The sequence below is a fragment of the Gordonia amicalis genome (genome assembly GCF_022059885.1).
Lineage (GTDB): Bacteria > Actinomycetota > Actinomycetes > Mycobacteriales > Mycobacteriaceae > Gordonia > Gordonia amicalis.
This window is the reverse complement of the sequence record NZ_CP091855.1, coordinates 1,347,873-1,373,235: the sequence shown is the minus strand read 5'-3', so window position 1 is coordinate 1,373,235 and position 25,363 is coordinate 1,347,873. Positions and strand designations below refer to the sequence as shown.

General features: G+C 67.3%; 24 protein-coding genes and 1 pseudogene. 6 read left to right on the top strand and 19 right to left on the bottom strand.

Annotated elements, in window-relative coordinates; all coding sequences use genetic code 11:
- Positions 1–61: 61 nt before the first annotated feature.
- Positions 62–1,189, bottom strand: coding sequence for an ROK family transcriptional regulator (locus tag IHQ52_RS06310; protein WP_006435850.1), 1,128 nt, complete (start codon positions 1,187–1,189; stop codon positions 62–64).
- 75 nt (positions 1,190–1,264) lie between these two features.
- Between IHQ52_RS06310 and IHQ52_RS06305 the strand changes: the two genes are divergently transcribed.
- A complete protein-coding gene (locus IHQ52_RS06305; RefSeq protein ID WP_096273016.1) occupies positions 1,265–2,041 on the top strand; it encodes an SDR family NAD(P)-dependent oxidoreductase in 777 nt (258 codons plus the stop codon).
- Between the two features lie 16 nt (positions 2,042–2,057).
- Here the strand turns inward: IHQ52_RS06305 and IHQ52_RS06300 are convergent.
- The 3 genes and pseudogenes from IHQ52_RS06300 to IHQ52_RS06290 form a co-directional block, all read right to left on the bottom strand.
- A pseudogene (locus tag IHQ52_RS06300) lies at positions 2,058–3,036 on the bottom strand (IS481 family transposase).
- A 105-nt stretch (positions 3,037–3,141) separates the two neighbouring features.
- Positions 3,142–4,398 carry a L,D-transpeptidase gene (locus IHQ52_RS06295; RefSeq protein ID WP_040005093.1) on the bottom strand — a complete coding sequence of 419 codons (1,257 nt, stop codon included), beginning with the start codon at positions 4,396–4,398 and terminating at the stop codon, positions 3,142–3,144.
- Positions 4,399–4,450: 52 nt separating this feature from the next.
- Positions 4,451–5,035 (bottom strand): helix-turn-helix domain-containing protein, encoded by a 585-nt coding sequence (locus IHQ52_RS06290; protein ID WP_006438721.1) that lies wholly within the window; start codon positions 5,033–5,035, stop codon positions 4,451–4,453.
- Between the two features lie 48 nt (positions 5,036–5,083).
- Between IHQ52_RS06290 and IHQ52_RS06285 the strand changes: the two genes are divergently transcribed.
- Both IHQ52_RS06285 and IHQ52_RS06280 read left to right on the top strand, forming a co-directional pair.
- Complete coding sequence (locus tag IHQ52_RS06285; RefSeq protein WP_006438722.1) at positions 5,084–5,896, top strand: class I SAM-dependent methyltransferase; 813 nt, start codon at positions 5,084–5,086, stop codon at positions 5,894–5,896.
- A 43-nt stretch (positions 5,897–5,939) separates the two neighbouring features.
- Positions 5,940–6,941, top strand: a complete 1,002-nt coding sequence (locus tag IHQ52_RS06280) for an NAD(P)/FAD-dependent oxidoreductase (RefSeq protein ID WP_006438723.1) — start codon at positions 5,940–5,942, stop codon at positions 6,939–6,941.
- Between the two features lie 15 nt (positions 6,942–6,956).
- Here the strand turns inward: IHQ52_RS06280 and deoC are convergent, their stop codons facing one another.
- The gene (gene deoC / locus IHQ52_RS06275) at positions 6,957–7,634 is read right to left on the bottom strand and encodes a deoxyribose-phosphate aldolase (protein WP_174324766.1); all 678 of its coding nucleotides are present in this window, start codon (positions 7,632–7,634) and stop codon (positions 6,957–6,959) included.
- A gap of 27 nt (positions 7,635–7,661) precedes the next feature.
- Here deoC and purU point away from each other — a divergent pair, with 27 nt between their 5' ends.
- On the top strand, positions 7,662–8,558 hold the full coding sequence (gene purU, locus IHQ52_RS06270) for a formyltetrahydrofolate deformylase (protein WP_006438725.1): 897 nt from the start codon (positions 7,662–7,664) through the stop codon (positions 8,556–8,558).
- A gap of 40 nt (positions 8,559–8,598) precedes the next feature.
- Here purU and IHQ52_RS06265 read toward each other — a convergent pair whose 3' ends face one another.
- From IHQ52_RS06265 to IHQ52_RS06255, 3 genes are all read right to left on the bottom strand, one after another.
- On the bottom strand, positions 8,599–9,591 hold the full coding sequence (locus tag IHQ52_RS06265; protein ID WP_006438726.1) for an alpha/beta hydrolase: 993 nt from the start codon (positions 9,589–9,591) through the stop codon (positions 8,599–8,601).
- Between the two features lie 797 nt (positions 9,592–10,388).
- Entirely contained in the window at positions 10,389–12,167 is a 1,779-nt protein-coding gene (locus IHQ52_RS06260) for an ABC transporter ATP-binding protein (protein ID WP_006438728.1), read from the bottom strand.
- Positions 12,160–13,923 carry an ABC transporter ATP-binding protein gene (locus tag IHQ52_RS06255; protein ID WP_006438729.1) on the bottom strand — a complete coding sequence of 588 codons (1,764 nt, stop codon included), beginning with the start codon at positions 13,921–13,923 and terminating at the stop codon, positions 12,160–12,162. Before IHQ52_RS06255 ends, IHQ52_RS06260 begins: the two co-directional genes overlap by 8 nt.
- 231 nt (positions 13,924–14,154) lie before the next feature.
- Here IHQ52_RS06255 and IHQ52_RS06250 point away from each other — a divergent pair, with 231 nt between their 5' ends.
- Positions 14,155–14,748 carry a GNAT family N-acetyltransferase gene (locus IHQ52_RS06250; RefSeq protein WP_006438730.1) on the top strand — a complete coding sequence of 198 codons (594 nt, stop codon included), beginning with the start codon at positions 14,155–14,157 and terminating at the stop codon, positions 14,746–14,748.
- 12 nt (positions 14,749–14,760) lie between these two features.
- On the opposite strand, the gene IHQ52_RS06245 is transcribed toward IHQ52_RS06250, so the two are convergent.
- From IHQ52_RS06245 to IHQ52_RS06225, 5 genes are read right to left on the bottom strand one after another with little or no spacing between them, the layout of a single operon-like run.
- The gene (locus tag IHQ52_RS06245) at positions 14,761–15,903 is read right to left on the bottom strand and encodes an LmeA family phospholipid-binding protein (RefSeq protein WP_006438731.1); all 1,143 of its coding nucleotides are present in this window, start codon (positions 15,901–15,903) and stop codon (positions 14,761–14,763) included.
- Positions 15,900–16,775: a carbon-nitrogen hydrolase family protein gene (locus IHQ52_RS06240; RefSeq protein ID WP_006438732.1), complete on the bottom strand. Its 876-nt coding sequence runs from the start codon at positions 16,773–16,775 to the stop codon at positions 15,900–15,902. Before IHQ52_RS06240 ends, IHQ52_RS06245 begins: the two co-directional genes overlap by 4 nt.
- A gap of 51 nt (positions 16,776–16,826) precedes the next feature.
- Entirely contained in the window at positions 16,827–17,576 is a 750-nt protein-coding gene (locus tag IHQ52_RS06235; RefSeq protein WP_006438733.1) for a hypothetical protein, read from the bottom strand.
- Positions 17,577–17,603: 27 nt separating this feature from the next.
- Positions 17,604–18,113 carry a DUF2505 domain-containing protein gene (locus tag IHQ52_RS06230; protein WP_006438734.1) on the bottom strand — a complete coding sequence of 170 codons (510 nt, stop codon included), beginning with the start codon at positions 18,111–18,113 and terminating at the stop codon, positions 17,604–17,606.
- Positions 18,114–18,123: 10 nt separating this feature from the next.
- Positions 18,124–18,630, bottom strand: a complete 507-nt coding sequence (locus IHQ52_RS06225; protein WP_006438735.1) for a DUF2505 domain-containing protein — start codon at positions 18,628–18,630, stop codon at positions 18,124–18,126.
- A gap of 38 nt (positions 18,631–18,668) precedes the next feature.
- On the opposite strand from IHQ52_RS06225, the gene IHQ52_RS06220 reads away from it, so the two are divergent.
- The gene (locus IHQ52_RS06220; protein ID WP_006438736.1) at positions 18,669–19,778 is read left to right on the top strand and encodes a UDP-N-acetylmuramate dehydrogenase; all 1,110 of its coding nucleotides are present in this window, start codon (positions 18,669–18,671) and stop codon (positions 19,776–19,778) included.
- Between the two features lie 21 nt (positions 19,779–19,799).
- Here the strand turns inward: IHQ52_RS06220 and IHQ52_RS06215 are convergent, their stop codons facing one another.
- From IHQ52_RS06215 to IHQ52_RS06190, 6 genes are all read right to left on the bottom strand, one after another.
- Entirely contained in the window at positions 19,800–20,891 is a 1,092-nt protein-coding gene (locus IHQ52_RS06215; protein WP_024500206.1) for an alpha/beta fold hydrolase, read from the bottom strand.
- 9 nt (positions 20,892–20,900) lie between these two features.
- On the bottom strand, positions 20,901–21,782 hold the full coding sequence (locus IHQ52_RS06210; protein ID WP_006438738.1) for a MerR family transcriptional regulator: 882 nt from the start codon (positions 21,780–21,782) through the stop codon (positions 20,901–20,903).
- A 6-nt stretch (positions 21,783–21,788) separates the two neighbouring features.
- Positions 21,789–22,112, bottom strand: coding sequence for a DUF2516 family protein (locus IHQ52_RS06205; protein ID WP_006438739.1), 324 nt, complete (start codon positions 22,110–22,112; stop codon positions 21,789–21,791).
- A gap of 71 nt (positions 22,113–22,183) precedes the next feature.
- On the bottom strand, positions 22,184–23,299 hold the full coding sequence (locus IHQ52_RS06200) for a heparin-binding hemagglutinin (protein WP_096273012.1): 1,116 nt from the start codon (positions 23,297–23,299) through the stop codon (positions 22,184–22,186).
- A gap of 85 nt (positions 23,300–23,384) precedes the next feature.
- The gene (locus IHQ52_RS06195; protein WP_096273010.1) at positions 23,385–23,891 is read right to left on the bottom strand and encodes a helix-turn-helix domain-containing protein; all 507 of its coding nucleotides are present in this window, start codon (positions 23,889–23,891) and stop codon (positions 23,385–23,387) included.
- A 127-nt stretch (positions 23,892–24,018) separates the two neighbouring features.
- Positions 24,019–25,359: a DUF445 domain-containing protein gene (locus tag IHQ52_RS06190; protein WP_006436800.1), complete on the bottom strand. Its 1,341-nt coding sequence runs from the start codon at positions 25,357–25,359 to the stop codon at positions 24,019–24,021.
- Between the last annotated feature and the right edge of the window lie 4 nt (positions 25,360–25,363).

Here is a 25,363-nt window from a genome sequence, read left to right as displayed (position 1 = left end):
CGTAGGTGATCACCCCCGGCTCGGCACACGTGGCGGTCGGTGTCCGCGAACCGACGGCGGTTCAGAGTGTGGCGACGGCGGCGATCGGATCGGCGTAGATGACACTCAGCGCCACCACGACCGCGGCGCTCTCCTGAACGTGCACACCGAATCTCGACGGCGCGATCTCCAGCGACCACTCGATGGTCGATGCCTCGTCGAAGGCCGCCTGTACCGGCGCGAGGCCCCGCGGGTGCGCCGAGAACGCGTCACCGGCGACGACGATCGTGTCCGGGTTGATCACGTCACGGATCAACGCGACCGCCTCCCCGAGGACCCGCGCGCGTTCGTCGACGATGCGGGACGAATCCGGATCGATGCCGAGGCGCTGCGCGGCGGCCAGCGCCGCGTCGTCACCGATGACGTTCTGCAGCCGGACGCGGGTGAGTCCGGGAGCCAGCACCGGCGCGGACACGGGTAGGTGCGCAATGGTCCCGGCGCCTCGTTCAGGGATGTGTACGCGGCCTTCGAGAGTCATTGCCATACCTGCGGTCTCGCGGGCGTAGAAGAACAGGCCGGTCCCGGACCCGTCCCGCGGTCCGGCCAGCAACAGTTCCGCGGCGGCCATCGCCTCCACGTGTTCACACACCGACACCGGGGTGTCGAGGCGGGCCGCAAGGGTTGCGCCCACCGGGAGCTGATGCCACCGGAGAACACGGTGATCCACCACACCCGTCTCGACGTCGACCGCGCCGCCGACGGCCACCCCGCCCCACAGCAGACGTCGTCCGCTGAACCGGCCGGCGAGCTCGGCGAGCTGCGCGCACAGTTGCCCGATCGCCTCCTGCTGGTCACCGGACGGGGTGAGTACGACATGACTGTGCAGCGTGCGCCCACCGAGATCGGCGATGACCAGCACGGTGCGCCGGGCACCGATGTGCATCCCCGCGACGCACAGCGAGTCCCGGTCGATGGTGAGCGGATTCTTCGGGCGGCCAATGGTTTTCGGACCCGCAAGATCGGGTCGCTCGGCGATCAGGCCGTGTGCCGCCAGCGCATGGACCTGGCGGTTGATCGTCGCCGCGGACAGGCCCGTCGTCGCGGCGAGCTGATCCCGGGTCACCGGCCCGCTGACCCGGATCGCATGCAAGACCGCGGCCGCCGGAGTGGACGTCAGTTGCAGCGCCGCCGGGATCACTCCCCCACGCATGGGACGAATGTAGCAGTGCGCGAGCGCACACCGACGCGTCGGCGGGGATGTCGCAGTGCGTCGTAAGGTGGGCGCATGAGCCCTGACACCAGCACCGACGCCACCGCACAGACCTCTGATGAGCGACCGATCGCCGTCGTCACCGGCGCGAGTTCGGGGATCGGCGCCGCCACCGCTCGTCAACTCGCGAAGCAGGGCTACCACGTGGTGCTCGGCGCGCGGCGCGTCGACCGCGTCGAGGCACTCGCCGCCGAGATCGGCGGCACCGGCAAGCAGCTCGACGTCACCGACGAGGATTCGGTGGCGGCCTTCGTCGAGGACCTCGACCGCGTGCACGTACTCGTGAACAACGCCGGTGGCGCCAAGGGCCTCGACCCGGTTTCCACCGCGAACCTCGACGACTGGCGCTGGATGTGGGAGACCAACGTCCTGGGCAGCCTGCGGATCACCAAGGCCCTCATCCCCGCGCTCATCGCGTCCGGGGACGGACTGATCGTCGCCATCACCTCCGTCGCCGCGCTGGAGGCCTACGACAACGGTGCCGGCTACACCTCGGCCAAACACGCTCAGGCGATCACCCACCGCACCCTACGCGGCGAACTCCTCGGCAAGCCGGTGCGTCTCACCGAGATCGCGCCGGGCATGGTCGAGACCGACTTCTCGCTCGTGCGATTCGCCGGCGATCAGGAACGCGCCGACGCCGTCTACGAGGGCCTCACCCCGCTGACCGCCGAGGACGTCGCCGAGGTCATCGGCTTCGTGGCTTCCCGCCCGCCGCACGTGAACCTCGACCAGATCGTGCTCAAGCCGCGTGACCAGGCGTCGGCGCGGCGCAACATCAAGACGGGCTAGCGTTCGCTCCGGGGGGCTAGCTGTTCTTCCCAGGGAGGTTGTGGACGGCGAGTCGCTCGATGGGTGATTTGCCGTCGATGCCTGTGTGGGGTCTGTGGTGATTGTAGTGATGAACCCAGTCCTGGTAGGTCTGGGCGCGGGCCTCGTCTGACAGGTAGGTCTGGGCGTAGGCCCATTCCTGGTTCAGCGTCCGGTTGAATCGTTCGACTTTGCCATTGGTTTGTGGTCGGTACGGACGGGTACGTTTGTGCGTGATCTCGGGACCCAGGGTTTGCTTGAAAAGGTGTGAGCGGTAGCAGGATCCGTTGTCGGTGAGTACCTGTTTGACGGTGACTCCGTGACTGTTGAAGTAGGTCGTTCGCACGCGACCAGAATCCGGCGGCGGTCTCTTTACGTTCGTCGCCGAGGATCTCGGAGTAGGCCAGTCGGGTGTGGTCATCAACGGCGTGATGAACGAAGGCGTAGCCGCGACCGTTCTTCTTGTTGTTGCGGTTACCGATCGTGCGTCCGAGTTTGCGGTGTCCGCCGCCGTTGGGGATCCGGCCGAGTTTCTTGATATCGACGTGGATCATGTCGCCGGGCTCTGGATGCTCGTAACGGCGTGGTCGAGGCCGGCGGACGACCAGGCCCGTGTTGTGGTCGAGATGCCGTAGCAGCGGCATCTGATACCGGCGTAACACCGCTCCGACGGTGCTGCAGGGCAGTTGGAGGTGGTAGGCGATGCGGTGTGGTCCCCAGCGGCGGGTGAAGCGCAGGTTGATGATTCGCCGTTCGCAGCGTGTGGGGGTCCGATTGGGGCTGCGGTGGGGTCGGCTGGATCGATCAGCCATCGCCGCGGGCCCGCCGTCCCGATAGCGGTCGGCCCATTTCTTGGCTGTGGTGGGCGAGCACTGGAACCGTTCGGCGGCTCGGCGGATCGACCAGCCCTCATCGATGATCACCGAAGCGAGTTTCAGACGCCCCTTTGGGGTCAGTAAGGCATTAGCGTGGGACATGAGGACCTCTTGGTAGCGGCGTGTGTTGTGGTAACCACACCGATACCGGAGGTCCTCACCTATTCACTGGCGCCACACCGTCCACAACGTCCCTGGTCATTACAGCTAGCGCGGAGCGGGAACGTTGGTGGTCGGGGCGCCGCTCGGCGTCGCCGGCACCGACGACTCCGTCACCTCACCCTTGATCGCCGACATGCCCTGCCACGTCTCCCAGTCGAAGATCCAGTCGTAGATGTCACCGTCGGCCTCCGACAACTGGATGCGCGTTCCCGAGACCTCCACGGGGTCACCGTAGACGGCGGTGTTGAAATACCGCTCGGCGTCGGCCTCGGACAGGTTGATGCAGCCGTTGGTGACGTTGGCCGTGCCCTGGACGTTGACCGTCGCGGGGTTGGCGTGGATGAACTCGCCGTTGTTGGAGATGCGCACGGCCCAGCGTTCCCGGATGTTGAAGTAGCCGGCCGCCGGGTTGCTCATGAAGAACTCGTCGTACTTCTCGGTGACCACATGGATCCCCGACCGGGTGACGTTGCGGTCGAGGTCGCCACCGCCGTAGCTGCAGGGCAGGGACATCAGTTCGGCGCCGTCCCGGATCACGACGATGCGGTGCGAGGACTCCACGGCCTGCACCACCTGTGCGCGCCCGATCGAGAAATCACTGGTCACGTCGGCCGCTCCATAGGCGCCGCCGCCGTGGTCGAGGCCGTACAGCTTCGCGTCCATGTGCACCTTGGTGCCGGGGGCCCAGTACTCGCGGGGACGCCAGTGCACGCGAGATCCGTTGTCCTCGCCGAGCCAGGCCCACGACCCCTCGGTGGGCGGCGTGGTGGTGACGGTGAGGGCCCGCTCCACCTCTTCCTTGTCCTCGACGGTCCCGTTGAACTTCAGGATGATCGGCGCCGCGATGCCGACCTCCTGACCGTCGCCGATGTTGACCACGACGTTCAGCTGACTCGACGGCTCGAGCGTGGTGAAGCTCCCCGCCACCGGCACGGTCTTGCCGTCGGTTCCGAGAGCTGTTCCGCTCCAGGTGTATTCGGTGCCATAGCCCAGGGGCTCGGCGATGGTGTAGCTCGTCCGGTCCTCCGACAGCCGGCCGTTCACCACTCGCCCGCGCGGATTCGTCAGCTTCACATCGGGGTTGAGCGTGCCGTCCGCGGCCTGCACGGAGATCTCGGCGATCGGGCTGGGCGCCTCACCGTCGAGCGGCGGGGTGAAGGTCAGCCGGGCCTTGGGTTCGGCCGGCTTGTCGCCGCCCGAGCCGGCGTCGGAACCCGTACACGCCGCGATCGCGACCCCGAGTACTCCGACCCCGGCCGCGGCGAGCACAGCACGTCGGTTCACCGGGGCCTGAGAAGTCATCACGCGCTCAACACTACCGACCGCACGTGATCGACCGGGTGAGCCGCGTGGCTCAGGCCGGCTCCTCGGCGACCGTTGCCACGGACGGCATGTGGGCGCGTTCGCCCGCGTGATCCATGATCGAGAGCACCTCCACCGGACCGTCGTGGGCACAGATCGCGTGCGGGATCATGGTCGAGAACTCCGCGGCATCACCTTCCGGGACGATGATCGTGCGGTCGCCGAGCCGAAGCCGCACCGTGCCCGAGAGCACCGTGAACCATTCCCGACCGGGGTGAACCCTCAGGTCGTCGAGCGGTTCTTCACGTTCGAAGCGCATCTTCGCGACGGTCACCCCCTGGGGGCTGTTCTCGCGCGAGAGCAGCCACATCGTCATCCCCTCGACTGTGTGCGGCTGCGGGCGGATCACGACGTCCGTGTCGTCGGCGGGCTCCACGAGCTGATCCAGCGTCGTACCCAGCGCTCGGGCGATCGGGACCAGCTGGTCCAGCGCGACCCGCCGATGTCCGGTCTCGATACGGCTCAGCGTCGACGGGGAGAGGTAGCACCGCGCAGCCAGGGCGTCGAGGGTCCAGCCCTTGGCCAGCCGCAGGCCACGGATGCGCTGGCGGACGACCGCGTCGAGTTCTTGCGTCATAGGCAAGATGGTATGCCTCTAGCGCATGGTCGCGCTACCGTCGATCCCATGACCCATTCCCATGAGCACGCACATCTCGCGTCGGCCCTCGACCTCGACGCCGAACTCGTCGGCGGTTACCTCGACGACGCGGCAGCGGCGATCACCCGATCCCTCGGCCGGACTCCGCAGCGGATCGTCGACCTCGGCGCCGGGACCGGCACCGGGACCGAGGCTCTGGCCCGGGACTTCGCCGGGGCGGAGGTCGTCGCGGTCGACAGCTCTCCGGAGATGATCGCCCGCGTGGACGAACGGGCCCGCGCCGGCGGATTCGAGTCGAGAACCACCACCCTGGTCGCCGACCTCGACGACGGACTTCCGCCGCTGGACTCCCCGGACGTGATCTGGGCCGCCATGTCGCTGCATCACGTCGCCGACCCCGCCGCACTGTTGCGTCAGGCGGCCGCCGCCCTGGCCCCGGACGGCGTCGTCGCGATCGTGGAGATGGCGGGCCTGCCCCGGTTCGCTCCCGACGCCGACACCGCGCTGGGCACACTCGAGGCCCGATGCCACGCCGCCGCTTCCGGCGCCGGATGGGAGGCCATCGTGGACTGGACCGACACCCTCGGCGCCGCGGGCTACGACGTGCTGCACCGGGACACGATCCACGTGGCACGTACCGGGCCGAGCGAGAGCGTCGCCCGGTACGCGGTTCACTGGTTCAGCCAGTTCCGGCATCGACTGGCCGACGACCTCTCCGGCTCGGATCTGGCATCACTCGATTGCCTCATCGCCCCCGCCGACCCCGCATCTCTGCACAAGCGCGCCGACCTCACGCTGAGAGCCGGACGCCTGTTGTGGGTCGCAAGGCCGGCCGCCTGAACACCCTTACGGCACCTGACCACCGACACCCGAGCGAGGACTCATGAACTCCACCACCGACTCGACCTCCACCGAAACCGGCTCCGCCACTGTTGATCACGACGTCGCGATCATCGGCGGCGGATCCGCAGGACTGAGCGCGGCGACCACACTCGCCCGTTCGCTGCGTTCCGTCGTCGTCATCGACGGCGGTGAACCCCGCAACGCCCCGGCCGACGGTGCCCACAACGTTCTCGGCCAGGAGGGCATCCCGCCGCTCGAACTCCTGGCGCGAGGACGTGCCGAGGTCCGCGGGTACGGCGGCGAGATCCGCCCCGACACGGTCGTCGACGCCCGCCGGGACGGCGATCGGTTCGTCCTGGCCCTCGAGTCGGGCGACACCGTACGGGCGCGACGCCTCTTGTTGGCGACCGGTCTCGTCGACGAACTCCCCGACATCCCCGGCGTCGCCGAACTGTTGGGACACGATGCCCTCCACTGCCCCTACTGCCACGGCTACGAGGTGCGCGGGTCCCGAATCGTGGTGCTGGCGACGAGCCCGATGTCCGCCCACCAGGCTCTCCTGTTCGGACAGCTCAGCGACGCCGTCACCGTCGTCGCCCACAGCGCCGAGGCGCTGGGTGAGCAGGAGCGCGCGAACCTCGGCGCGGCCGGGATCACGGTGATCGACACGGCCGTCGAACGCCTACGGATCCGCGACGACGTGACGGACACCGGTGACGCGATCGCCCGCCTCGACGGTGTCGAGTTGTCCGACGGCACCGTCCTCGACGCTGACGCCGTCGTCGTCGCACCGAGGTTCGTGGTGCGCGGAGATCTCTACGAACGGCTCGGCGGCACGCTTGCGCAGACCCCGATGGGCGCGGTCGTCGAGACCGGCCCGATGGGTGCGACCGCGATTCCCGGTGTCTGGGCGGCCGGCAACAACACCACGCTCAACGCGGTGGTGACCGTCGCGATGGGTGAAGGGGTCTCGGCCGGCGCGGCGATCAACGCCGATCTGGTGATGGCCGACGTGCAACAGAAACTCGCGCCAGTCGCGTGACCCGCCCCGCGCCGATCACTCCGGGAAGCCGTCGAGCACGGTCGCGGACGAGGACAGGCCCAACCGGGTCGCGCCGGCGGCGATGAGCTCGGCGGCGAATTCCGCCGTCCGGATGCCTCCGCTCGCCTTGACCCCGACACGGTCGCCGACCGCGGCACGCATGAGGCGGACCGCCTCGACGCTCGCCCCACCGGCGGGGTGGAAACCGGTCGAGGTCTTCACCATGCCCGCACCCGCCCGCTCGGCACGGCGGCACACCTCGGTCACCGTGTCCGGGCCGGCGAGCTGCAGCAGGACCGCGGACTCGATGATCACCTTCAGCAGCGTCGAATCCCCCACCGCCTCACGCACGGTCAGCACATCGGCGAAGACCTCGTCGAACCGGCCGTCGACCGCGGCGCCGACATCGATCACCATGTCGACCTCATCCGCCCCGGAGTCCACCGCGAGACGCGCCTCGGCGGCCTTGACCAGCGAGTGGTGCTTTCCCGACGGGAAGCCGGCAACCACACAGGTCCGCTGGGAGCCCGTGTCGATCGGCAGCATCGACGGCGACAGGCACACCGCGAACACACCCAGGCGGGCGGCCTCGGCAACGGCGGCCTCCGCGTCGGCGCGGGTGGCCTCGGGCTTGAGAAGCGTGTGGTCGATGATGGCGGCGACGTCGCTACGCCGCAGGTCCGTGTTCGTCACATCGACGAGCTTGGCACACTGAGGGTCGTGACGAGCGGACAGACGACCCCCACCGACCAGACCGAGCACCGCTACGTGCTGACGCTCGGCTGCCCCGACCGCACGGGCATCGTCGCCCGGATCTCGACCTTCCTGACCGAGATCGGCGGCTGGATCACCGAGGCCGGGTACCACTCCGACCCCGACACCGGCTGGTTCTTCACCCGCCAGGCCATCCGTGCCGACACGGTCTCGTTCAGTGCCGAGGAACTACGCGCACGCTTCGCCGCGGAGGTCGCCGCCGAGCTCGGCCCCGAGACCGAGTGGCGCCTCACCGACACACGTGAGGCCAAGTCCGTGGTTCTCCTGGTAAGCAAGGAAACCCACTGTCTCATCGACCTTCTCGGACGTGCACATCGAGGCGAGTTGCCGGCGACCATCAGGGCCGTCGTCGGCAATCATCCCCAACTCGAGGAGTTGGCGACCCGTTTCGAAATCCCGTTCCATCACGTCCCGTTCGGGGGAGAGCGAAAAGCGGAGGCCTTCGCCGAACTCGCCCGGATCGTCGACGGTTACCAGCCGGACGCGGTGGTCCTGGCCCGGTTCATGCAGATCCTGCCGCCGCAGCTGTGCGATGCCTGGGCCGGCCGCGCGATCAACATCCACCACAGCTTCCTGCCGAGCTTCATCGGCGCCCGCCCGTATCACCAGGCTTTCGCCCGGGGCGTCAAACTGATCGGCGCGACATGCCATTACGTCACCGCAGACCTCGACGCGGGTCCGATCATCGAACAGGACGTGATCCGTGTCGATCACAGCGACTCGGTGACCGACATGGTGCGTCAGGGACGCGACATCGAGACGCTCGTACTGTCCCGCGGACTGCGCTGGCACCTCGAGGACCGGGTCCTGGTGCACGGCCGAAAGACGGTGATCTTCAACTAACCTCGCCCCCTGAGGTGCGAGCGAAGCGAGCCTCGAAGGGTCAGCGAAGCGCGCGTTCGTAGAACGACCAGGAGCGGTGAAGCTGGTCCTGCCAGTATCCCCAGGAATGGGTGCCGACGGACGGCAGGTCGACCGTCGCGGGGATGTTCAACTGCCGCAGGCGGTTCACCAGCTGCAGGGTGCAGGCCATGGTGCTGCCCTCGATGACGCCACCGACCACGATCTGGTCGGCGAGGGTGTCCTGCTTCTTGACGTACGCCGGGCTGTCATACGGACCGGGCAGCCCGGTCGCGTTGGAGATGTAGAGCTTGGTGCCACGCAGCTTGTGGGCGTTGATGACGGGATCGTGCTTGCGCCATCCGGGCCCGTTGTACGGCCCCCACATGTTCCTGGCGTCGCCGCCGCCACGCACCTCGACCACGAGACGGATGCTGTTCTGCCCGAACGGGTCCGCGGTGGTCGGGCAACCGCTGTAGGAGCCGACGGCCTCGTACAGATCCGGATGCTCGATCGCGAGATTCAGCACCGACGTACCGGATGAGGAGATGCCGCCGATCGCGTTGCGTCCGGAGGTGTTGAAGTGCGCGTCGAAGACGGGCGGCAATTCCTTGCCGAGGAAGGTCGACCACTTGTGGACGCCGAGCTCGGGGTCGGGCTTCTCCCAGTCGGTGTAGTAGCTGAACTGGCCCTGATTGGGGATGACGACGTAGAGGTTCTTGTTCTTTGTGAACTCGACGATGTCGGTCTTCGCCAGCCAGTTGGCACCATCCTCGCCGCCGCCGGCGCCGTTCAGCAGGTAGAGAACCCCACGCGGCTTGGACGCGTCGGCGGGTTTGATGACCGTCAGCGGGATGTCTTTGTTCATCGCATCGGAGTGCACGACGATGTCGGTGACCCTTTCGGTGGGCGAACCCGCGGTCACGAGACTCGGTGCCGCCGCCGCAACGCCTGTCGTACCGGTGGCCGACAGCGTGAGCCCGATGCCCAGCGCGACCGCGATCGCGGCGCCGCCTCTACGCAGTCGCTGGTTCATGCATTCCTCCTCGTCGAATCCCGATCGGCCTCGGGCGAGCATGGGTCGTGTCAGATGGACCGTATCGCGTCGGGCCGCCCGGCGGACACGCACCGCGGATCATTCGGTCCCCCGGACGCTTCTGCGACGCCGGCGCTTCGACCACCCAACGCGAATCGCCCCACAGCCGAGGCTGTGAGGCGATTCGAAAGTCTGTCGATCTACGTCGTCGGCTCGGTGCCGCCGTCGAGCGAACCGGTGAACGCTTCGAGGATCGCGCCCGTGATCGTTTCGGTGATGCTGTCGTTGATCGAGTCTCCAATTGAATCAGCCATGATTCTCCTCCATCCGTGGTGAGATGATTGGAATATGACCGCCTGCTCCCACCAGTGCGACGGCTTGAGACAGAGATTACATATCCGCCTCGGCAATGTCTTCATTACTTCGCGGTTCTTGTCACGAATATTCTTTTCTCCGCCATCCATCCCGACGGAAAGCGCAGGTCAACAGCCCCTCTTTAATCGAACAATCGATTTTAGTTGGACGCATGTCCGTAAACCTGGCGGTAGAACGGCGGTTAGCAACGTCGCTGCAACGTTTCCGGTCGAAATCCACAATTGTGTGCCATTGGCGACGTGCGCCCTTTACCACGAATTCGACTGACCGCGGCCATAACCTTCCGAACCGTAACTTTCCCGATCCGCGAATTTCCGTTCCACGATCCTTCAAAGTGGGTCAAGCGTTCGAATCGAGTGGAACGCATCAATGAATGGGTTCCGAAAATGAGACCATTACGCCCGGATGATGGTCGTTGACCTCTACCGATTCATCTCGGCCCGGGATTCCAGGTCGACGCCGCAGCGGCGCGCGTAGACGCCGCCGGCGGCTGCCAATTCGTCGTGGGTTCCGGCCTCGACGATCGTGCCGCCCTCGAGGACGACGATCTGATCGGCAAGCGCGGCGGTCGCCATCCGGTGGGTGATCAGCAGGGTCGTCGTACCGGCGCGCAGGCGTTGCAGCGCCCGCTGGACGAGCAATTCGGTGCGCGGATCGGCGGCGCTGGTCGCCTCGTCGAGGATGAGTATCCGTGGAGATGCCGCGATGGCACGAGCAACGGTCACGAGCTGCTTCTCACCCGCGCTGAGGTTCTCCGACTCCTGGCCGATCTCGGTGTCGATACCCCGCGGCAGGGCCGCCAGGATCTGATCCAGGTGGCCGTCGTGAACCGCCTTGGCCACCGCGTCGTCACCTGACGTGCCGTATGCGATGTTCTCGCGGACGGTTCCGGTGAACAGCCACGGGTCCTGCGTCACCACCGCCATCCCGTTGCGAACACGATGCGGACCGAGCTCTGCGGAGTCCTCGCCGTCGATCAGTATCGAACCGGAGGTCGGGCGGTAGAAGGCCTGCAGCAGGTTCGTGAGGGTCGTCTTGCCGGCCCCGGTCGACCCCACGATCGCCGTGGTCGTGCCCGGAGCCATGCGGAAGCTCACCGAGTCCAGAACCGGCGAGCCCTCGTCGTATGCGAAGCCGACGTCGTCGAAGACGATCTCCGGGGGCCGGCGATGCCGCGCCGAAGGCTCTGGCTCGTCGGTTTCGGGCGCGGCGTCCTCCGGCTCGTCGAGCACTTCGCGCACTTTGCTCGCCGACACCGTGCCCGACTGCACCTTGGTCACGAATCCGGCCAGTTCGCGCACCGCGGACGACAGCTGCTGCGCGAAGATCACGGCCACCTGAGCTGCGCCGAGACTCAGGGTTCCATCGACGACCATGATGCCGCCGAGGACCGCCAGGATCAGGAAGACGACGGCATTGATCGCGCCGAGCACCGGTGCGAGGGTGCCGGCGGTCCACTGTGCTGAACGCGTCGAACCGAACAACCTCTCGTTGAGGTCGTCGAAGCGGCGTCTGGCGAGGGGCTCGGCGTTGTACGCCTGCAACATGCGACGGGCGCTGAGTTCCTCCTCGATGTGTCCGGTGAGCGCTGCCGTGGTGGTCCACCTGGTCTCCAGGAACGGTCGGACCTTGCGCGCGATCACGACCGAAGCGGCCGCCGACACCGGCGCGGCGGCGAGTGCGACCACGGCCAGCAGCGGCGAGATGACGAACAGCACGATCGTCACCACGACCAGGGTCAGCACGTTCGTGGGGACCGTCACCAGCACGGGCGCGATGACGGTGGCGGAGTTGTCGGTGTGTGCGGTGAGCTTGCTGACCAGCACTCCGCGATTGTTGGACTCGAAGTAGCGCAACGGGAGCCGGTGGACCTTGTCCTCGATGCGAGTGCGCAGCCCCGCCACGGATCGCTGCACCGCGATGGTCAACAACTGTCCCTGCGTGAAGGTCAGGCAGGCGACGACCACATAGATCACGGCCTGCGCGCCGAGCAGCGACCAGAGTCGGTTCCAGTCCATCCCGGCCCCGGTCGTTCCGTCGACGATCACGTTTGTGATCGCGCCGAAGAGGATCGGCCCGACGACTCCTCCCAGCGAGGCCGTGATCGCGAAGAGAGAAATCGTGGCCGCCCGACCGCGGCTCAGATGCAACTGTCGCATCAGCCACCGCAACGAGCCGTCGCGCCTGCTGCCGTCAGGCATTGGTCACCGCCTGCGCGTGGGCGATCTCGCGGTAGATCTCGCTGTCGGTGCGCAGCGTCTCGTCCGTCCCGACCGCGACCAGACGGCCGTCCTCGAGCACCCCGATGACATCGGCGTGCCGCACCGACGAAACCCGTTGCGCCGCGATCAAGATGGTCGACTCCGGATGGGCGAGCCGCAGATTGGCGATGATTCGCTGCTCGGTGTCGACGTCAAGCGCACTGAACGGGTCGTCCAGCACGTACAGCGACGGACGTCGCAGGACAGCGCGGGCCAACGCCAGTCGCTGACGCTGACCCCCGGAGAAGTTGCGTCCTTCCTGCGCGACCGAAGCGGCCAATCCACCCTGCCGGGCGGCGACGAAGTCGTCGGCCGCTGCCACCTCGAGCGCCTCCCACAGTTCGGCGTCGGTGGCGTCCGGACGCCCGAGCCGCAGGTTCTCGGCAATCGTGCCGGTGACCAGCGCGGCGCCCTGCCCGGTGAACGCCGAACGCGCGCGTACCCACGCCGGGGCCAAGCCGGTCACGTCCGCTCCGTCCCAGCGCACCACGCCCGCATCGGGGTCGGCGAAACGCAAGGGCAGCGAGAGCAGCGTCGACTTGCCGCTCCCGGTCCCGCCGAGAACACCGGTCACCGAACCGGCCGCGCAGGTCAACGAGATCCCGTCGATTGCGGGTGCTTCGGCGCCCGGGTACCCGACGGACACCGATTCGAAGACCAGGGCGGGTGCCGGGGATGGCGTGGCGGGGTCGGCGTCACCGGATTCGAGCACCTCGGTGTCGAGCACCTCGCCGATACGGCCTGCGCTGGTGACCGCTCGCGGGATGACACCGGCGATCACCGTCAGCATCGACACGGCCAGCAGGATCTGGCCGAGATAGCCGACGGCGGCCGTGATCTGGCCGATCTGCATCTGACCACGGTCGACGTAGACGGCGCCCAGCGCGGCCACTGCCACCGCCGCGAGGTTGGACACGGCCGTGACGGTCGGGAGCATCAGAACCTGCGTTCGTCCCAGCCGCAGTGCCACGTGGGTGAGTTCGTCGTTCTCCGCGGCGAATCGGGCACGCTCACGGTCCTCACGACGGAAGGTCCGGATCACCGCGATCCCACGCAGCTGCTCCCGGAGTACCCGGTTCACGACGTCGAGACGGCGTTGCATGAGGGCGGCCCACGGGAGGAGGCGCCGCACCAGCGTGCCGATCAGCGCGACCAGGAGCAGACCGGCGACGAGGATCACCGGAGCCATCTGCCACGCCTGCGAGAGCGACAGGACCAGTGCACCGAACAGCATGAGCGGCGCGGTCACGACGATCGTGAGACCGATGAACAGGAAGCCTTGGATCTGCCCCACGTCCCCGGTGGACCTGGTCAACAGGCTGGACAGTCCCAGGCGGGCAACCTGCTGGTTCGTGAGGGCTCCGATACGGCCGTTGAGCCGACTGCGCAGATCGCGTGCGGCCACCGCCGACACATGGGAAGCGAAGTAGGTCGCGCCGATGGCGACCACGAGATTGACCACCGCGACCGCGACCATGATGAGGCCCACGAACTTGATCGTCCCCACGTCGCCGCGCAGGATTCCGTCATCGATGATCGCGGCGTTGAGGGCCGGCTGCGCGAGCGAGGTGAACACGCTCGCGAGCTGAAAGACCACGAAACCGGCCACCGCCCACGGTGACGACCTGAGCGCGGTGCCCACGAGACCGAGAAGCGCGCGCACCTCATCTCTGTTGAACGATGGGGTGACGGGCATCGGGCGAGACCACTCCGAACTGGAAACGGAACAGGACGAGAATCGGCGTCGGATGTCGGCGCCGACATAATGCTGCCTCACACCGTAGAGGTCGTCAGGCGGTTGTGAAGTCTACAGATCGATTTCAGCCGCACCGCCCGGACGCGGCGGAAGCGTGCCGGCGTGGTGTCGCTGTGCTGATATGTAGCGGTGACGAAAGGCATCCTGGCATCTGTGAACGGAGCTCGGCTGTTGACGGAGTCCGATCGGGAAGACGCACTGGACCTGCTCGAAACCGGACTCCGCGAGGTTCCGGCCTATCGATGGGTTCTCGGCGAGGAGGCTCCGGCCCACGCCTACCGGTGGTACGGCGAGGTCCTGTTCGCCGAGAATCTTGCGGGCATGTACGGAGTTTTCGATGAATCGGGGAGATTGATCGCGCTCGCCGCGATTTCGGAGCCGGGCCGGGCGAACGGCATCGTCGACGCCGATCTCAAAGAGCGGAATCGGTACTACGTCCGGACCCTGGACGGATTCGTCGAACGTTTCACCGAATTCAGGCGCGCGAATGCCGAGGCCTCCGTCGCCGACGAGTCGATCGGCATCATCTTCGGCCTCGTCCACCCGGATCACCGGCGCAGCGGGGTACTGTCCCGCCTCGTCGACGCCATCGTGGAGAAGGGGCGACGGCAGGGCCTGCCGGTGACCGCGGGTACGGCCGACCCCGTGATGTCCGCGGTCTACACCCGGCGGTGGAAGTCGGTTGTCCGCGCCGAATACACGCTCACCGACGGGCCCACGGTGTGGGTCCACCGTGTCGATCCCCCCGCGGACGCCGAGCGGTGACCGACGGCCCGGTCAGGCCGAGCAGCCGCCCGACTCCTGGTTTCCGGTCATCTCGTTGGTGAGCTGGACGTCGGAACCGCTGATCGCGAACTCGAGCCCGGTGTCGGTGACCGTCAACTGATCGACCTGGACCTCGTCGAAGAACGGTCCGAGCGCCGACGTGGTGACCTGGTCGACGATCTGCTGTGCGAAGTCCGGCGGGATGCCGAACACCAGCGCGCTGGCCTTGACGACCTGGAAGTCGACCCGGCCGTCCTGGAGGACCGGCTTGATGGTCGCCGAGACCGGCACGGAGAAGAACATGACCGGGAACCCGGCCTGTACCTCGAAGGTGCCCTCGGCCGCGTTGCCGGTGATCTCCTCGACCGAACCGACCGGGCTCGCACCGTTGCCGGTGCTCTGGCCACCGGCACCCGGAGGCGCACTCTCCTTGCTGAGCTCGACGATCCGCTCGTACGGGATGAAGCCGTGGCCGTTGAGGGTGCGGATGTCGGTACTGGTGTTGTCGCCGGAGATGCCGTCGGCGCGCATGTGCAGACGTACTCCGTTGGCGTCGGAGCCGTCCTTGGTGTCGACCTGCACGTACGGGATGTCGCCGGTGCCCTGCATGATGATCGGTTTGCGACTCAGGGACACCGAGGTGGCTACACCGGTGAGGCCGCTGAACGAGTCCTCGAGGCAGTTCGTGACCTTGTTGCGCAGATAGAGTTCGCTGCCGACCGCGCCGATCACGGCCAGGAGCAGCACGGCGACGAGGCTCAGCGCCACGATCTTCCCGGTGCTGCGATTCTTCCGCGGCGAGGTGATCACCGGGCCGCTGCCAGGCGTCTCTAGGGGTGCACTCGACTCATCCCCGTAGGGGGTCTCACCGGGCGGGAACCGCGCGGTGCCCGGCGTGCCCGGTCCGCCACCCAGGCCGGTGGTATCCGCCTCGGACGGCGGGACGTTCGAATACGCGTGTGCCCCCGGGGCGACCGGTGTCGTCGGGAACTGTTCGGTCTCCCCCGTCTCGGGGACGACCGGCCCGGCGTTCGACTCGGCCGGACCGTCACCGGACACCGGACGCCACTCGTCGCCGGTGGTCACCGGTTCGTCTCCGGAGGGTGTGCCCGCGTCTCGGGGGTCATCACCGGGAGTCTTGTTGTCGTCGCTCATGGGTTCCGTCCTCGGTCGTCGGACTCTCGGAGCCGTTCGCCGGCGGGTGTCAACTCGCTGTGCACCGCATCGCCGACCGGCAAAGCTCGCTCGTTGGCTAGGACCGCCAGTTGCATACGAGCCTTCTCGACCAGTTCCAGGTCGAGGTCGTGAACATCGACACAGACCGTCTCCGGGTACGCGGCGACCACCGTACCGAAGGGGTCTGTGATTTGGCTGTGTCCGATCCCGGTCGGGACCCCGGATCCGGCGACCGCCTCATCCGGCGGAAGGGCCTGTCCCACCGCGACGACGAAGGTCGTGGAATCCAGCGCGCGAGCCGTGGCGAGCACCTCCCACTGGTGGATCTTGCCGGGCCCGGCACCCCAGGACGTGGGCACCACGATGACCTGTGCGCCGCGTCGTGCCAGGGTCGTGAACAGGGCGGGAAACCTGATGTCGTAGCAGGTCGCAACTCCCACGGTGACCCCGTCGACCTCGAAGGTCACCGGCTCCGCACCGGGCGCGACGGTCTTGGACTCGTGAAAACCGAAGGCGTCGTAGAGGTGCAGTTTGTCGTAGCCGAGGCGCGACCCGTCGGGATGCGCGACGAGGACCGTGTTGAACACGCGACCGTCATCCGAAGGGGTGAACATCCCGGCCACCACGGTCACACCGGCCGACGCCGCGACCTCCGACACCCCGCGTGCCCACGACCCGTCGATTTCCTCCGCCACCGGCTTCAGCGGCACGCCGAACCGGCACATCGTCGCCTCCGGGAACACCACCAGCCGCGCCCCGCGCGATGCCGCCTCCTGCGTCGCCGCACGCAGGGTCGCCAGGTTCTCGCTCGGATCGTCGGTCGAGCTGATCTGGGCCATCGCCACACGCATAGCCGCCACAGTAATGCCCGACACCCGCTGTGCCGACAGGTTCCCTCGGGGTTACTCCGACGGGGCGACCACTGACCACGGAACGGTCAGCACGTTGTCCGACATCCGGCGGCGCGTGACCACGCAGTCCACGCCACGCTCACGCAGCAGGTCCTGCGCATGGCGCCAGCGCACCCGCGGTCCGTACGGAGCCATTGGGGCGGCGATGTCCCAGCACTGGTCCGCGAGCGTCAGCAGTTCATGGATCTTCTCGCCCGGCACGTTGCGGTGGATGAGCGACTTGGGCAGTCGTTCGGCGAGGTCGGACGGGCGATCGGAGTGTTCGGGCGCCCAGCAGAGCGTCAAGCTCACCGGGCCTGCGTGGTCGAGCAGCACCCAGGCGCACCGCCGGCCGATCTCGTCGCAGGTTCCCTCCACGATCACGCCACCCGGCGACAGGGCCGCACGCAGCCTCGACCACGCCGCCTCGACCTCGGCCTCGTCGTATTGCCGCAGGACGTTGAAGGCGCGCACCACGCGGGGACGCAGACCCGCCATCTCGAAACCGCCGACGGCGAACCGGACACCGTCGCGCGGTTCGACGACACGTGCCGGGTCGATCTCGAGTCCCACCATCTGCAGATCCGGGGCGACGCGGCGCAGCCGACCCGCCATCTCGACGGTCGCGTCGGGGCGTGCTCCGTACCCGAGGTCGACGACCAGCGGACGGTCGACATCCAGCGCCGCGATCACTGCCGGTTCATGCGCCATCCACCGATCCACCCGACGCAGGCGGTTGATGTTGGTGGTCCCGCGCGTCACCCCGGCCGATCGGAGCGGCCAGACGACTCACAAGTTCTTGTCGATCCAGTCCTTGGCGTATTCGGCCTCGGCGCGGAACAGATCGACGAGGTTGATGAGGATCATCTGCTCGAGCTTGCCGTTGACGAACGGGACGAAGACCTTCGCCTCGCTGGTCCGGCGGATCGTGCAGCCCTCCTCGGTCGGGAACAGTTCCTGCCAGCCGTTGAGGCTGCCGGGACCGGCGGGGATGGACGCGTTGTAGGTGCCCTTGGTGTTGTCCGGATCGAACGGACCGAGGGTCTCCTCACGCGTGATGACCATGTCTTTCATCATCACCGTCTGCGCGAGCGGGGGCAGCTGGTCGCGTCCGATGTGCTGCTTCAGGACGACCCGGACGCCGGTCTCGTCGGCGGAGAAGGAGGCGACCTCGCAGTGCGGCGAGATCATCTGGAATCCCGCCATCATGTCGTCCCAGTACTGCTTGATGCTCTGCGCTTGGTAGAGCTTCTCCGCGGGATGGGTGTAGCGAGCGGAGTAGCTGAGCCGTCGTGCCATGACGACCAGGCTACGTCAGCCGATTTTCCGAATCCCAATCGACGGTGTGGCCACGCTCGTGCTCCAGCAGGCCGACCAGCTCGCTGACCACGGCCTTCTCGATCTTCCCACCGAACATCGGCAGGTTCACCGACACCTCGGCCTCGCAGTCGCTGGTCGCCGGATCGCCCGACGTGGTGATGGTCCCGTACACGTTCACCGGCACCGGCGCGCCCTCGACCGTTGCGTGCATCTCGGCCACGATTCGGTCTCCGACCAGCCGATATGTGTTCCTCCGCGGAATCCGGAGGTCGCCGGGCATGATCTTGGTGACCGCCGACGGGAGCTTCTCCGCAGGAATGCCCTGGTTCATCTCGACCGTCACGGTGTCGCCCGCGATGGTCACCTTCTCCACGTGGCCGTGACCGGCGTTCATCCGCTCCACCAGATCGTGCCAGTACTGCTCTGTGGTGAAGATCGCCCAGAGCCGTTCGGTGGAGAACGGGTAGGAGTCCAAGTGCTGCAGCTTGCTCGCCATGGAGAGAACGCTACCGTTCGCCGGTTAACGTTTAACGCGTGACCGACACGCAGACGCCGCTGAGCGCGCCCCTCGCCGAGCTGACCACCCTGCGTCTCGGCGGCCCCGCCCGTGAGATCGTGCGCTGCTCCGACACGCGCAGCATCGTCAAGACCATCCTGGAGCTCGACGAGCAGTCCGAACCCGTGCTCGTCATCGGTGGCGGGTCCAATCTCGTGATCGGCGACGCCGGCTTCGACGGCACCGCCGTGGTGCTCGCGAGCAGCGGCATCGAGTTCGGATCGGGCCGCGAGTCGGGCCGTCCCCATGTGGTCGCCGACGCGGGGGTGGGCTGGGACGATCTGGTCGCCGCGACCGTTGAGGCGGGTTTCGGCGGGCTGGAGTGCTTGTCGGGGATTCCGGGCGCCGCCGGTGCGACCCCGGTTCAGAACGTCGGGGCCTACGGCGTCGAGGTCGCCGACATCCTGCGGTCGGTCCAGGTTCTCGACCGCCGGTCCGGCACCCTGCGCTGGGTCTCGCCCACCGAACTCGGGCTCGGCTACCGCACCAGCAATCTCAAGCACCGCCACGACTTCGTGGTCGTCGCGGTGTCGTTCTGGCTCAACGACGACCGCGCGAGTCAGCCGATCCGCTATCGCGAGCTGGCGACGAAGGTGGGCGTGGAACCCGGCGAACGAGTCGACGCCGTGACCGCGCGCGAGGCGGTTCTCGGTCTACGTCGTGGCAAGGGGATGGTCCTCGACCCCGACGACTTCGACACCTGGAGCGCGGGATCGTTCTTCACCAATCCGATCATCCCCGGGGAGGAAGCCCCGGCCGTGCTCGAACGGATCGCGGGACGGGTCGGCGACGACGTCGCGATCCCGTCCTATCCGGCCGGTCCGCAACCGAGCACGCCCGACGGCTCCCCCACCGCGATCAAGTTGTCGGCGGGCTGGCTGATCGAGCGGGCGGGCTTCGTCCGCGGTTACCCGGGGGCGGATGCCGCGGTTCGCCTGTCGACGAAACACACTCTGGCACTGACCAATCGCGGTTCGGCCACCACCGAGCAGCTACTGACGCTGGCGCGCGAGGTCCGCGATGGTGTGTTCGACGCCTTCGGTGTCACTCTTCGACCGGAACCGGTCTTCGTGAACTGCGCGCTGTGACGACGGTCCGGGAGTGCGGGCTCAGCTGACCCGCTGCTCGGTACGCGAGACCTCGGTGACCAGTTCGTCGAGCATCTCGTTGAACCGCTCGGCGGCCTCGATACTCGACATGTGCCCGACGCCCTCGTAGACGACGAGTTCCCGGAGGGAACCGTTGCGCCGCAGCACCTCTGCCATCTGCTCGGCGTGCTTGCGCGGGGTCAGCCGGTCCTCGGTCCCGACGACGACGGTGGTGGGCACCGAGAGAGCGGCCAGCCCGGCCGTCACATCGAGTTTGCCCATCGCCGATCCCCAGCCGGCGCGTGCGCGCGGCGGGCACGCGCCGATCATCTCGTCGACGAAGTCGACATGCGCCTTACGTGCGTTGGGCCCCAGGGCGATGTAGTGCGAAAACCGAACGCCGTACGAGGTTTTGGGGATCGGCACCGGCACCGAGGTGATCGCTTTGGACACCAGAGGCGCGAAGGGCCGCGCATACGCTGGCAGATCGACCGGCACGAGGGCGTGGTTCTCCATGACCGCGTTGGCAGCGGTCGAGACGAGCACCACGGCGGAGACACGCGTGCCGACCTTCTCGCGATACTGGTCCGCCCACGACATAATGGTCATCCCACCCATGCTGTGCCCCACCAGGATTGCGCGACGCCCAGCCGGAACGGTCGCCTCGAGCACGGCGTCGAGATCTTGTCCGAGCATCGCCACGGTCGGACGGCGGCGACCACGTTCACTGAGTCCGTGGCCACGCTGGTCGTAGACGACGACCCGTCGCCTGCCGCCCTCGGACGAGGTGAGGTGATTGATCTGGGGGTACCAGTAGGCGGTGTTGCAGGTCCATCCGTGGACCATCACGATGACGTCGCCCTCGTCGTCCGCGTCGTCGACCCCGTAGACCTCCGCGTTGAGGAGGGTGCCGTCGGAGCTGCGGACCGGCAGCCGCCGGGGCGGGGAGTCGGGTGCGGTGAGCAGGTCGTCGGGACCGTCGTCGACCGCGAGTTCGGCGCGCAGCGCGTCACGGGCGATCCCGGCGAGGACAGTGCCGACACCGACTCCGACTGCTGCCGCACCGATCGCGGCCGCGATTCCACCGACCCTCTTCAACGACTTCGTGTTCACCGGCACCCCTCAACCTCGGTCGGGATCGTCCGCGATGGAGACCCCGGGCGGGGACGCCGCGTTCAGCGTCCCCGTGTCGGAGTTCAATGTACCAATATCGGTTGTCTCATAGCCGAGGCCCGGCTGGTCACCGGTGGAACCCGGCGTCGCGGTGTCCGGTTCGTCGTCCGCGGTCGCCGCGTCGAAGTAGGTCGCCGCCTGCCCGATGGCCTTGGAGATCTGTTCGTCGAGCGCCTTGCGGAAGGTCGTCTCGACGATCTCGTGCGCCATCGGACGAACGGTCTGGATGAGGTCGGCCATCTCGCTCACGCCGGCTTCACCCAGGTCAGGAAGGTTCTCGTCGAAGTACTTGTCGGTGATGATCGAGACGAAGCTGGTCGCGACGTCCTCGAGGTCTTCCTGGACCCGCACCCAGCGGTCGAGGAGGACGTCGATGTCGATGCCGCTCTTCACCAGGATCTCCGCGCCCTCGAGCAACTCGGGGTTCCGGATGGCGTAGTGCGCGCCGTCCTTGGCGAGCAGACCCAGTTTCTGGCTGAGGGCGATGGAGCGATCCGAGGCGTTGAGGGTTTTGCGCAACTCGGTGATGGTGATGGTCGCCGCGCGTTTGAAGTTGCGGAACCGACCGCCCTTCGGCGATCCCCGCAGGATCTGCTCGACACGCATGCCGTGGTGGGCCGCGTGCAAAAGCTCGCTGATGGTCGCGAAGGTGTACCCGCGTTCGAGCATGCGGGAGATGAGGTTCAGCCGGACCAGATGCTGGTCGGAATACCAGCCTGCACGGCCGCGGATGCTGGGCGGCGGAAGCAGTCCGCGATCCTGATAGACCCGGATGTTGCGAACGCTGACCCCCGACGCCTCGGCGAGGTCATTGATCCGATACTCCGCCACGATGCATCAGGCCTTTTTGCTGAACCAGGACTTGCCCTGAATGTCGTCGACACGCTTGCGCACATCGACCAGGTACACGAGCATCGCGACCACGCCGATGATGCCCAGAAAGCTCACCGCCCCGAAGAACCAGATGAACAGGGAGGCGCCGGCCAGGATCGCCACCCAGATCACCTTGCTCTGCCGGTCGACCGCCGGGAACGCGTCGGGACGCTGAATGGCCGCGTGGATCAGCGCGACGACCGCCGCGACCCCCGCTACCACGGTCAGGGCCAACATGATCAGACTCTGGCCATAGGCCAACACGCCGAAGAAGTCCACGCCGAACACTCTAGTCCCGTGCGCCTCGATTGCCGCAGCAGCCTACGACGGCGCGCGCGGCCGGAATGTGCGCGCACGGGTCAGTCGGCGCTGGGAGCAGCTTTCTTGGCAGGCGCTTTCTTGGCGGGCGCTTTCTTGGCGGGCGCCTTCTTGGCTGCGGTCTTTTTCGCCGTGGCCGCCTTCTTCGCCGCAGGCGTCTTCTTCGTGGCCGCCTTGGTGGGGGTGGCCTTACGGGCCGGCGCCTTCTTGGCCGCGGCGCGTTCGGCGGCACCCTTCACCGCCGCGGCCTTCTTCGCCGGTGCGGTCTTGGCCGGAGCCTTCTTCGCCGGTGCCTTCTTGGCTGCGGCCTTCTTCGCCGGCGCCTTCTTAACCGGCGCCTTCGCCGCGGCCGCCTTCTCCGCCGGCGCCTTCTTGACCGGAGCCTTCTTGGCCGGGACCTTCTTCGCCGCCGCTTTCTCCGCCGGTGCTGTCTCGGCGGGCGCCTTCGTCGCCGGGGCCGGCGCGGCAACCGCGCGCACCGGCGCGTCCGCGCTGGCGTCGCGAATCGTCCCGTCGGGTCCGCCGTCGTCGGCCAACCCGGCCAGCCGGAGCGCCCGTTCGCCGACGGCGCGCGTCTGCTCGGAGATCGTTCCCAGCGCGTCCTCGGTGAGACCGACCGCGTCGCTGTAGACCTTCTCGAGCTTCGGCAGATTCTCCCCGACGACCGGCTGCGCCTTGAGCTTCTCGACGGCCTCGTCACGCCTCTCCGACAGCGACGTCAGGAGACCGGCCGCGACGGCGAGATAGGCCTCGGCGACCTTGCGCAGTTCATCCGGCGAGAACCGGGCACGCAGTTCCTCGATCTCGGCGGGCAGTTCGACCGGCAGGGTCGACAGCTTCGTCTTGGCCTCCTCGAAAAGGGCCAGCGCGGTCGCGCGCGCCTCGTCGATCCTCGCCTGCGCCTCGTCCCGGGAACCAGCGATCTTCGCCTGAGTGGATTCGACAGTCTCCGCAAGCTTCGACTGAGTTGTCCCGACAGTCTCCGCAAGCTTCGACTGAGTTGTCCCGACAGTCTCCGCAAGCTTCGACTGAGTTGTCCCGACAGTCTCCGCAAGCTTCGACTGGGCCTGTTCGCTCGCCGCCTCGCCACGCTCACGAACCTCGGCCAGCAACGCGGCCACCTGTCCCACGGCTGTCGTCAACGGGTTCTCGCTCATTCAGCTACTCCTGCCTCAGTTTTCTCGGAACTCGGCTTCTCAGGACTCGGCGATGCTTCGGGCCCACCAGTAGCTGATGACTCAGCTACTCATGGTCTGTCGGGGAGATCGAATTCTCCTTCCGGAAGGATTCGTAGATTTCCAGCAACATCTGTTTCTGACGCTCGTTGATCGAGTCATCTGCGATCAGAGCATCACGGACCGGGCTCGCGGGGCGTTCTTCGAGAATTCCTGCGCGGACGTACAACACTTCCGCGGACACCCGCAGACCCTTGGCGATCTGGGCGAGGACGTCGGCGGACGGTTTCCGCAGTCCCCGTTCGATCTGACTGAGGTACGGATTGCTGACGCCGGCGCGTTCGGCGAGCTGCCGCAGCGAGACCTTGGCGGCCACACGCTGGGACCGGATGAAGGCGCCGATGTCCTGGGCCACATTCGTCACCGCGTCCTGGGCGGCGGTCGCCACCGCCTCCACTGCTTCCACGGCCTCGACCGCCATCGCCGTCGGGCCGTCCTCGGACACGTGGTCGCCGGACTCGGCCCGGCCGTCCACGACGGCGTCGACGGAAGCCTCGTCCTTCTCGCGCTTCATCACGCTCCGTTCCAGGGGTCGATCATCGCGGCGCCCCGACCGGATACCCACTGCCGCACCCGGCCACGCACGCTTTCCCAGTATCGGCGTCGGTGCTAGCACGTGCAAGCACACAGCTAATCCCGTGTCAGTGGAAGATCAGCACCGACGTGGTGTGGATGGCCAGACCGGCGAGCGCACCGACAACGGTGCCGTTGATGCGGATGAACTGCAGATCGCGGCCCACCTGGAGTTCGATCTTGCGGCTCGTGTCGTCGGCGTCCCAGCCGCGCACGGTCTCGGTGATGACCGCGATGATCTCCTGCGAATAGTTGGCGGCGATGTGATGAGCGACCCGCGCCACCCAGCCGTTCATCTTCTCCTGCAGCGGACGGTCATCGCGAATTCTCGTGGCCAACTGGATGATCGAGTCCGACAAGGTATTTCGCAGCGTGCTGTTGGGGTCGTCGAGCATCTGCTCGATGACGGCCTTGCCGGTCTTCCATGCGGTCGACGCGGCACCGGTGACCTCGTCACGTCCCACCAACTCCATCTTGATGTTCTCGAACTTCGCGATCATCTCGGGATCGTGCTGCAGGTCGTCGGCGAACTTCTCGACGAACTCGTGCATGGCCCGACGCAGTTCGTGGTCGGGGTCGGAGCGCACCTTGTAGGTGAAGTCGACGAGCTCCCGATGGATCTTGTCGCCGACGAGCGTGTTGACGAACTTCGGCGTCCACTGCGGCCCGTCGCGGTCGACCACGCGGTCGATGAGGTCCTGGCTGCCGATCGCCCACTCGTGGGCGCGATCGCACAGCATCTGGAAGACCGGTTCGAGACGGTCCTCGGCGATGAGCTGTTCCAGGATCCGGCCGGTCGGGGGCGCCCACTGCGGTTCGGCCACCCACTTGAGAGCCGCCTGGATGAGCTGTTCGACGTCCTCGTCGCGCAGCATCTCCGACGCGAGCTGGACCGCACGAGCCGCTTCACCGGAGATCCGCGGGGCATTGCGCGAGTCGGCGACCCACGTCGAGAACCGCCGCGGCAGGTCGATCTGCTGAGCGCGGTACACCACCACCTCGGGCGTCATGAAGTTCTCTTCGATGAAGCCGCCGAGCTGGTCGCCGATGTCGTCCTTCTTCTTGCGGATCAGCGCGGTGTGCGGGATCGGGATGCCGAGCGGATGCCGGAAGAGGGCCGTCACCGCGAACCAGTCGGCCAGCGCGCCGACCATGCCGGCCTCGGACGCCGCCTGCACATAACCGACCCATGCGGCGACGTCGGTACCGTCCCGGTGCTCGAGGTAGCGGGTGAAGAGGTAGACCACCGCCGCGAAGATCAGGAAGCCGGTCGCGACCGCCTTCATCTTGCGGAGGTCCCTGCGCCTGCCGGCGTCGCCCGGGTTGTCCCCACCGAATCCAGGGGCGGACGGCGCCTTCGGCACACCCTCGGGTTGTCCCGCGGCTCCTTCGATGACTGTCGATGCCATGGCA

Bases quoted from the DNA above. Each gene is read 5' to 3' on its own strand.
- IHQ52_RS06190 (WP_006436800.1), bottom strand. From the start codon at position 25,359: ATGGCATCGACAGTCATCGAAGGAGCCGCGGGACAACCCGAGGGTGTG.
- IHQ52_RS06295 (WP_040005093.1), bottom strand. From the start codon at position 4,398: ATGACTTCTCAGGCCCCGGTGAACCGACGTGCTGTGCTCGCCGCGGCC.
- IHQ52_RS06200 (WP_096273012.1), bottom strand. From the start codon at position 23,299: ATGAGCGAGAACCCGTTGACGACAGCCGTGGGACAGGTGGCCGCGTTG.
- IHQ52_RS06245 (WP_006438731.1), bottom strand. From the start codon at position 15,903: ATGAGCGACGACAACAAGACTCCCGGTGATGACCCCCGAGACGCGGGC.
- IHQ52_RS06310 (WP_006435850.1), bottom strand. From the start codon at position 1,189: ATGCGTGGGGGAGTGATCCCGGCGGCGCTGCAACTGACGTCCACTCCG.
- IHQ52_RS06230 (WP_006438734.1), bottom strand. From the start codon at position 18,113: ATGGCACGACGGCTCAGCTACTCCGCTCGCTACACCCATCCCGCGGAG.
- IHQ52_RS06285 (WP_006438722.1), top strand. From the start codon at position 5,084: ATGACCCATTCCCATGAGCACGCACATCTCGCGTCGGCCCTCGACCTC.
- IHQ52_RS06290 (WP_006438721.1), bottom strand. From the start codon at position 5,035: ATGACGCAAGAACTCGACGCGGTCGTCCGCCAGCGCATCCGTGGCCTG.
- IHQ52_RS06255 (WP_006438729.1), bottom strand. From the start codon at position 13,923: ATGCCCGTCACCCCATCGTTCAACAGAGATGAGGTGCGCGCGCTTCTC.
- IHQ52_RS06305 (WP_096273016.1), top strand. From the start codon at position 1,265: ATGAGCCCTGACACCAGCACCGACGCCACCGCACAGACCTCTGATGAG.
- IHQ52_RS06195 (WP_096273010.1), bottom strand. From the start codon at position 23,891: ATGAAGCGCGAGAAGGACGAGGCTTCCGTCGACGCCGTCGTGGACGGC.
- IHQ52_RS06225 (WP_006438735.1), bottom strand. From the start codon at position 18,630: ATGGCGAGCAAGCTGCAGCACTTGGACTCCTACCCGTTCTCCACCGAA.
- IHQ52_RS06260 (WP_006438728.1), bottom strand. From the start codon at position 12,167: ATGCCTGACGGCAGCAGGCGCGACGGCTCGTTGCGGTGGCTGATGCGA.
- IHQ52_RS06280 (WP_006438723.1), top strand. From the start codon at position 5,940: ATGAACTCCACCACCGACTCGACCTCCACCGAAACCGGCTCCGCCACT.
- IHQ52_RS06240 (WP_006438732.1), bottom strand. From the start codon at position 16,775: ATGCGTGTGGCGATGGCCCAGATCAGCTCGACCGACGATCCGAGCGAG.
- IHQ52_RS06265 (WP_006438726.1), bottom strand. From the start codon at position 9,591: ATGAACCAGCGACTGCGTAGAGGCGGCGCCGCGATCGCGGTCGCGCTG.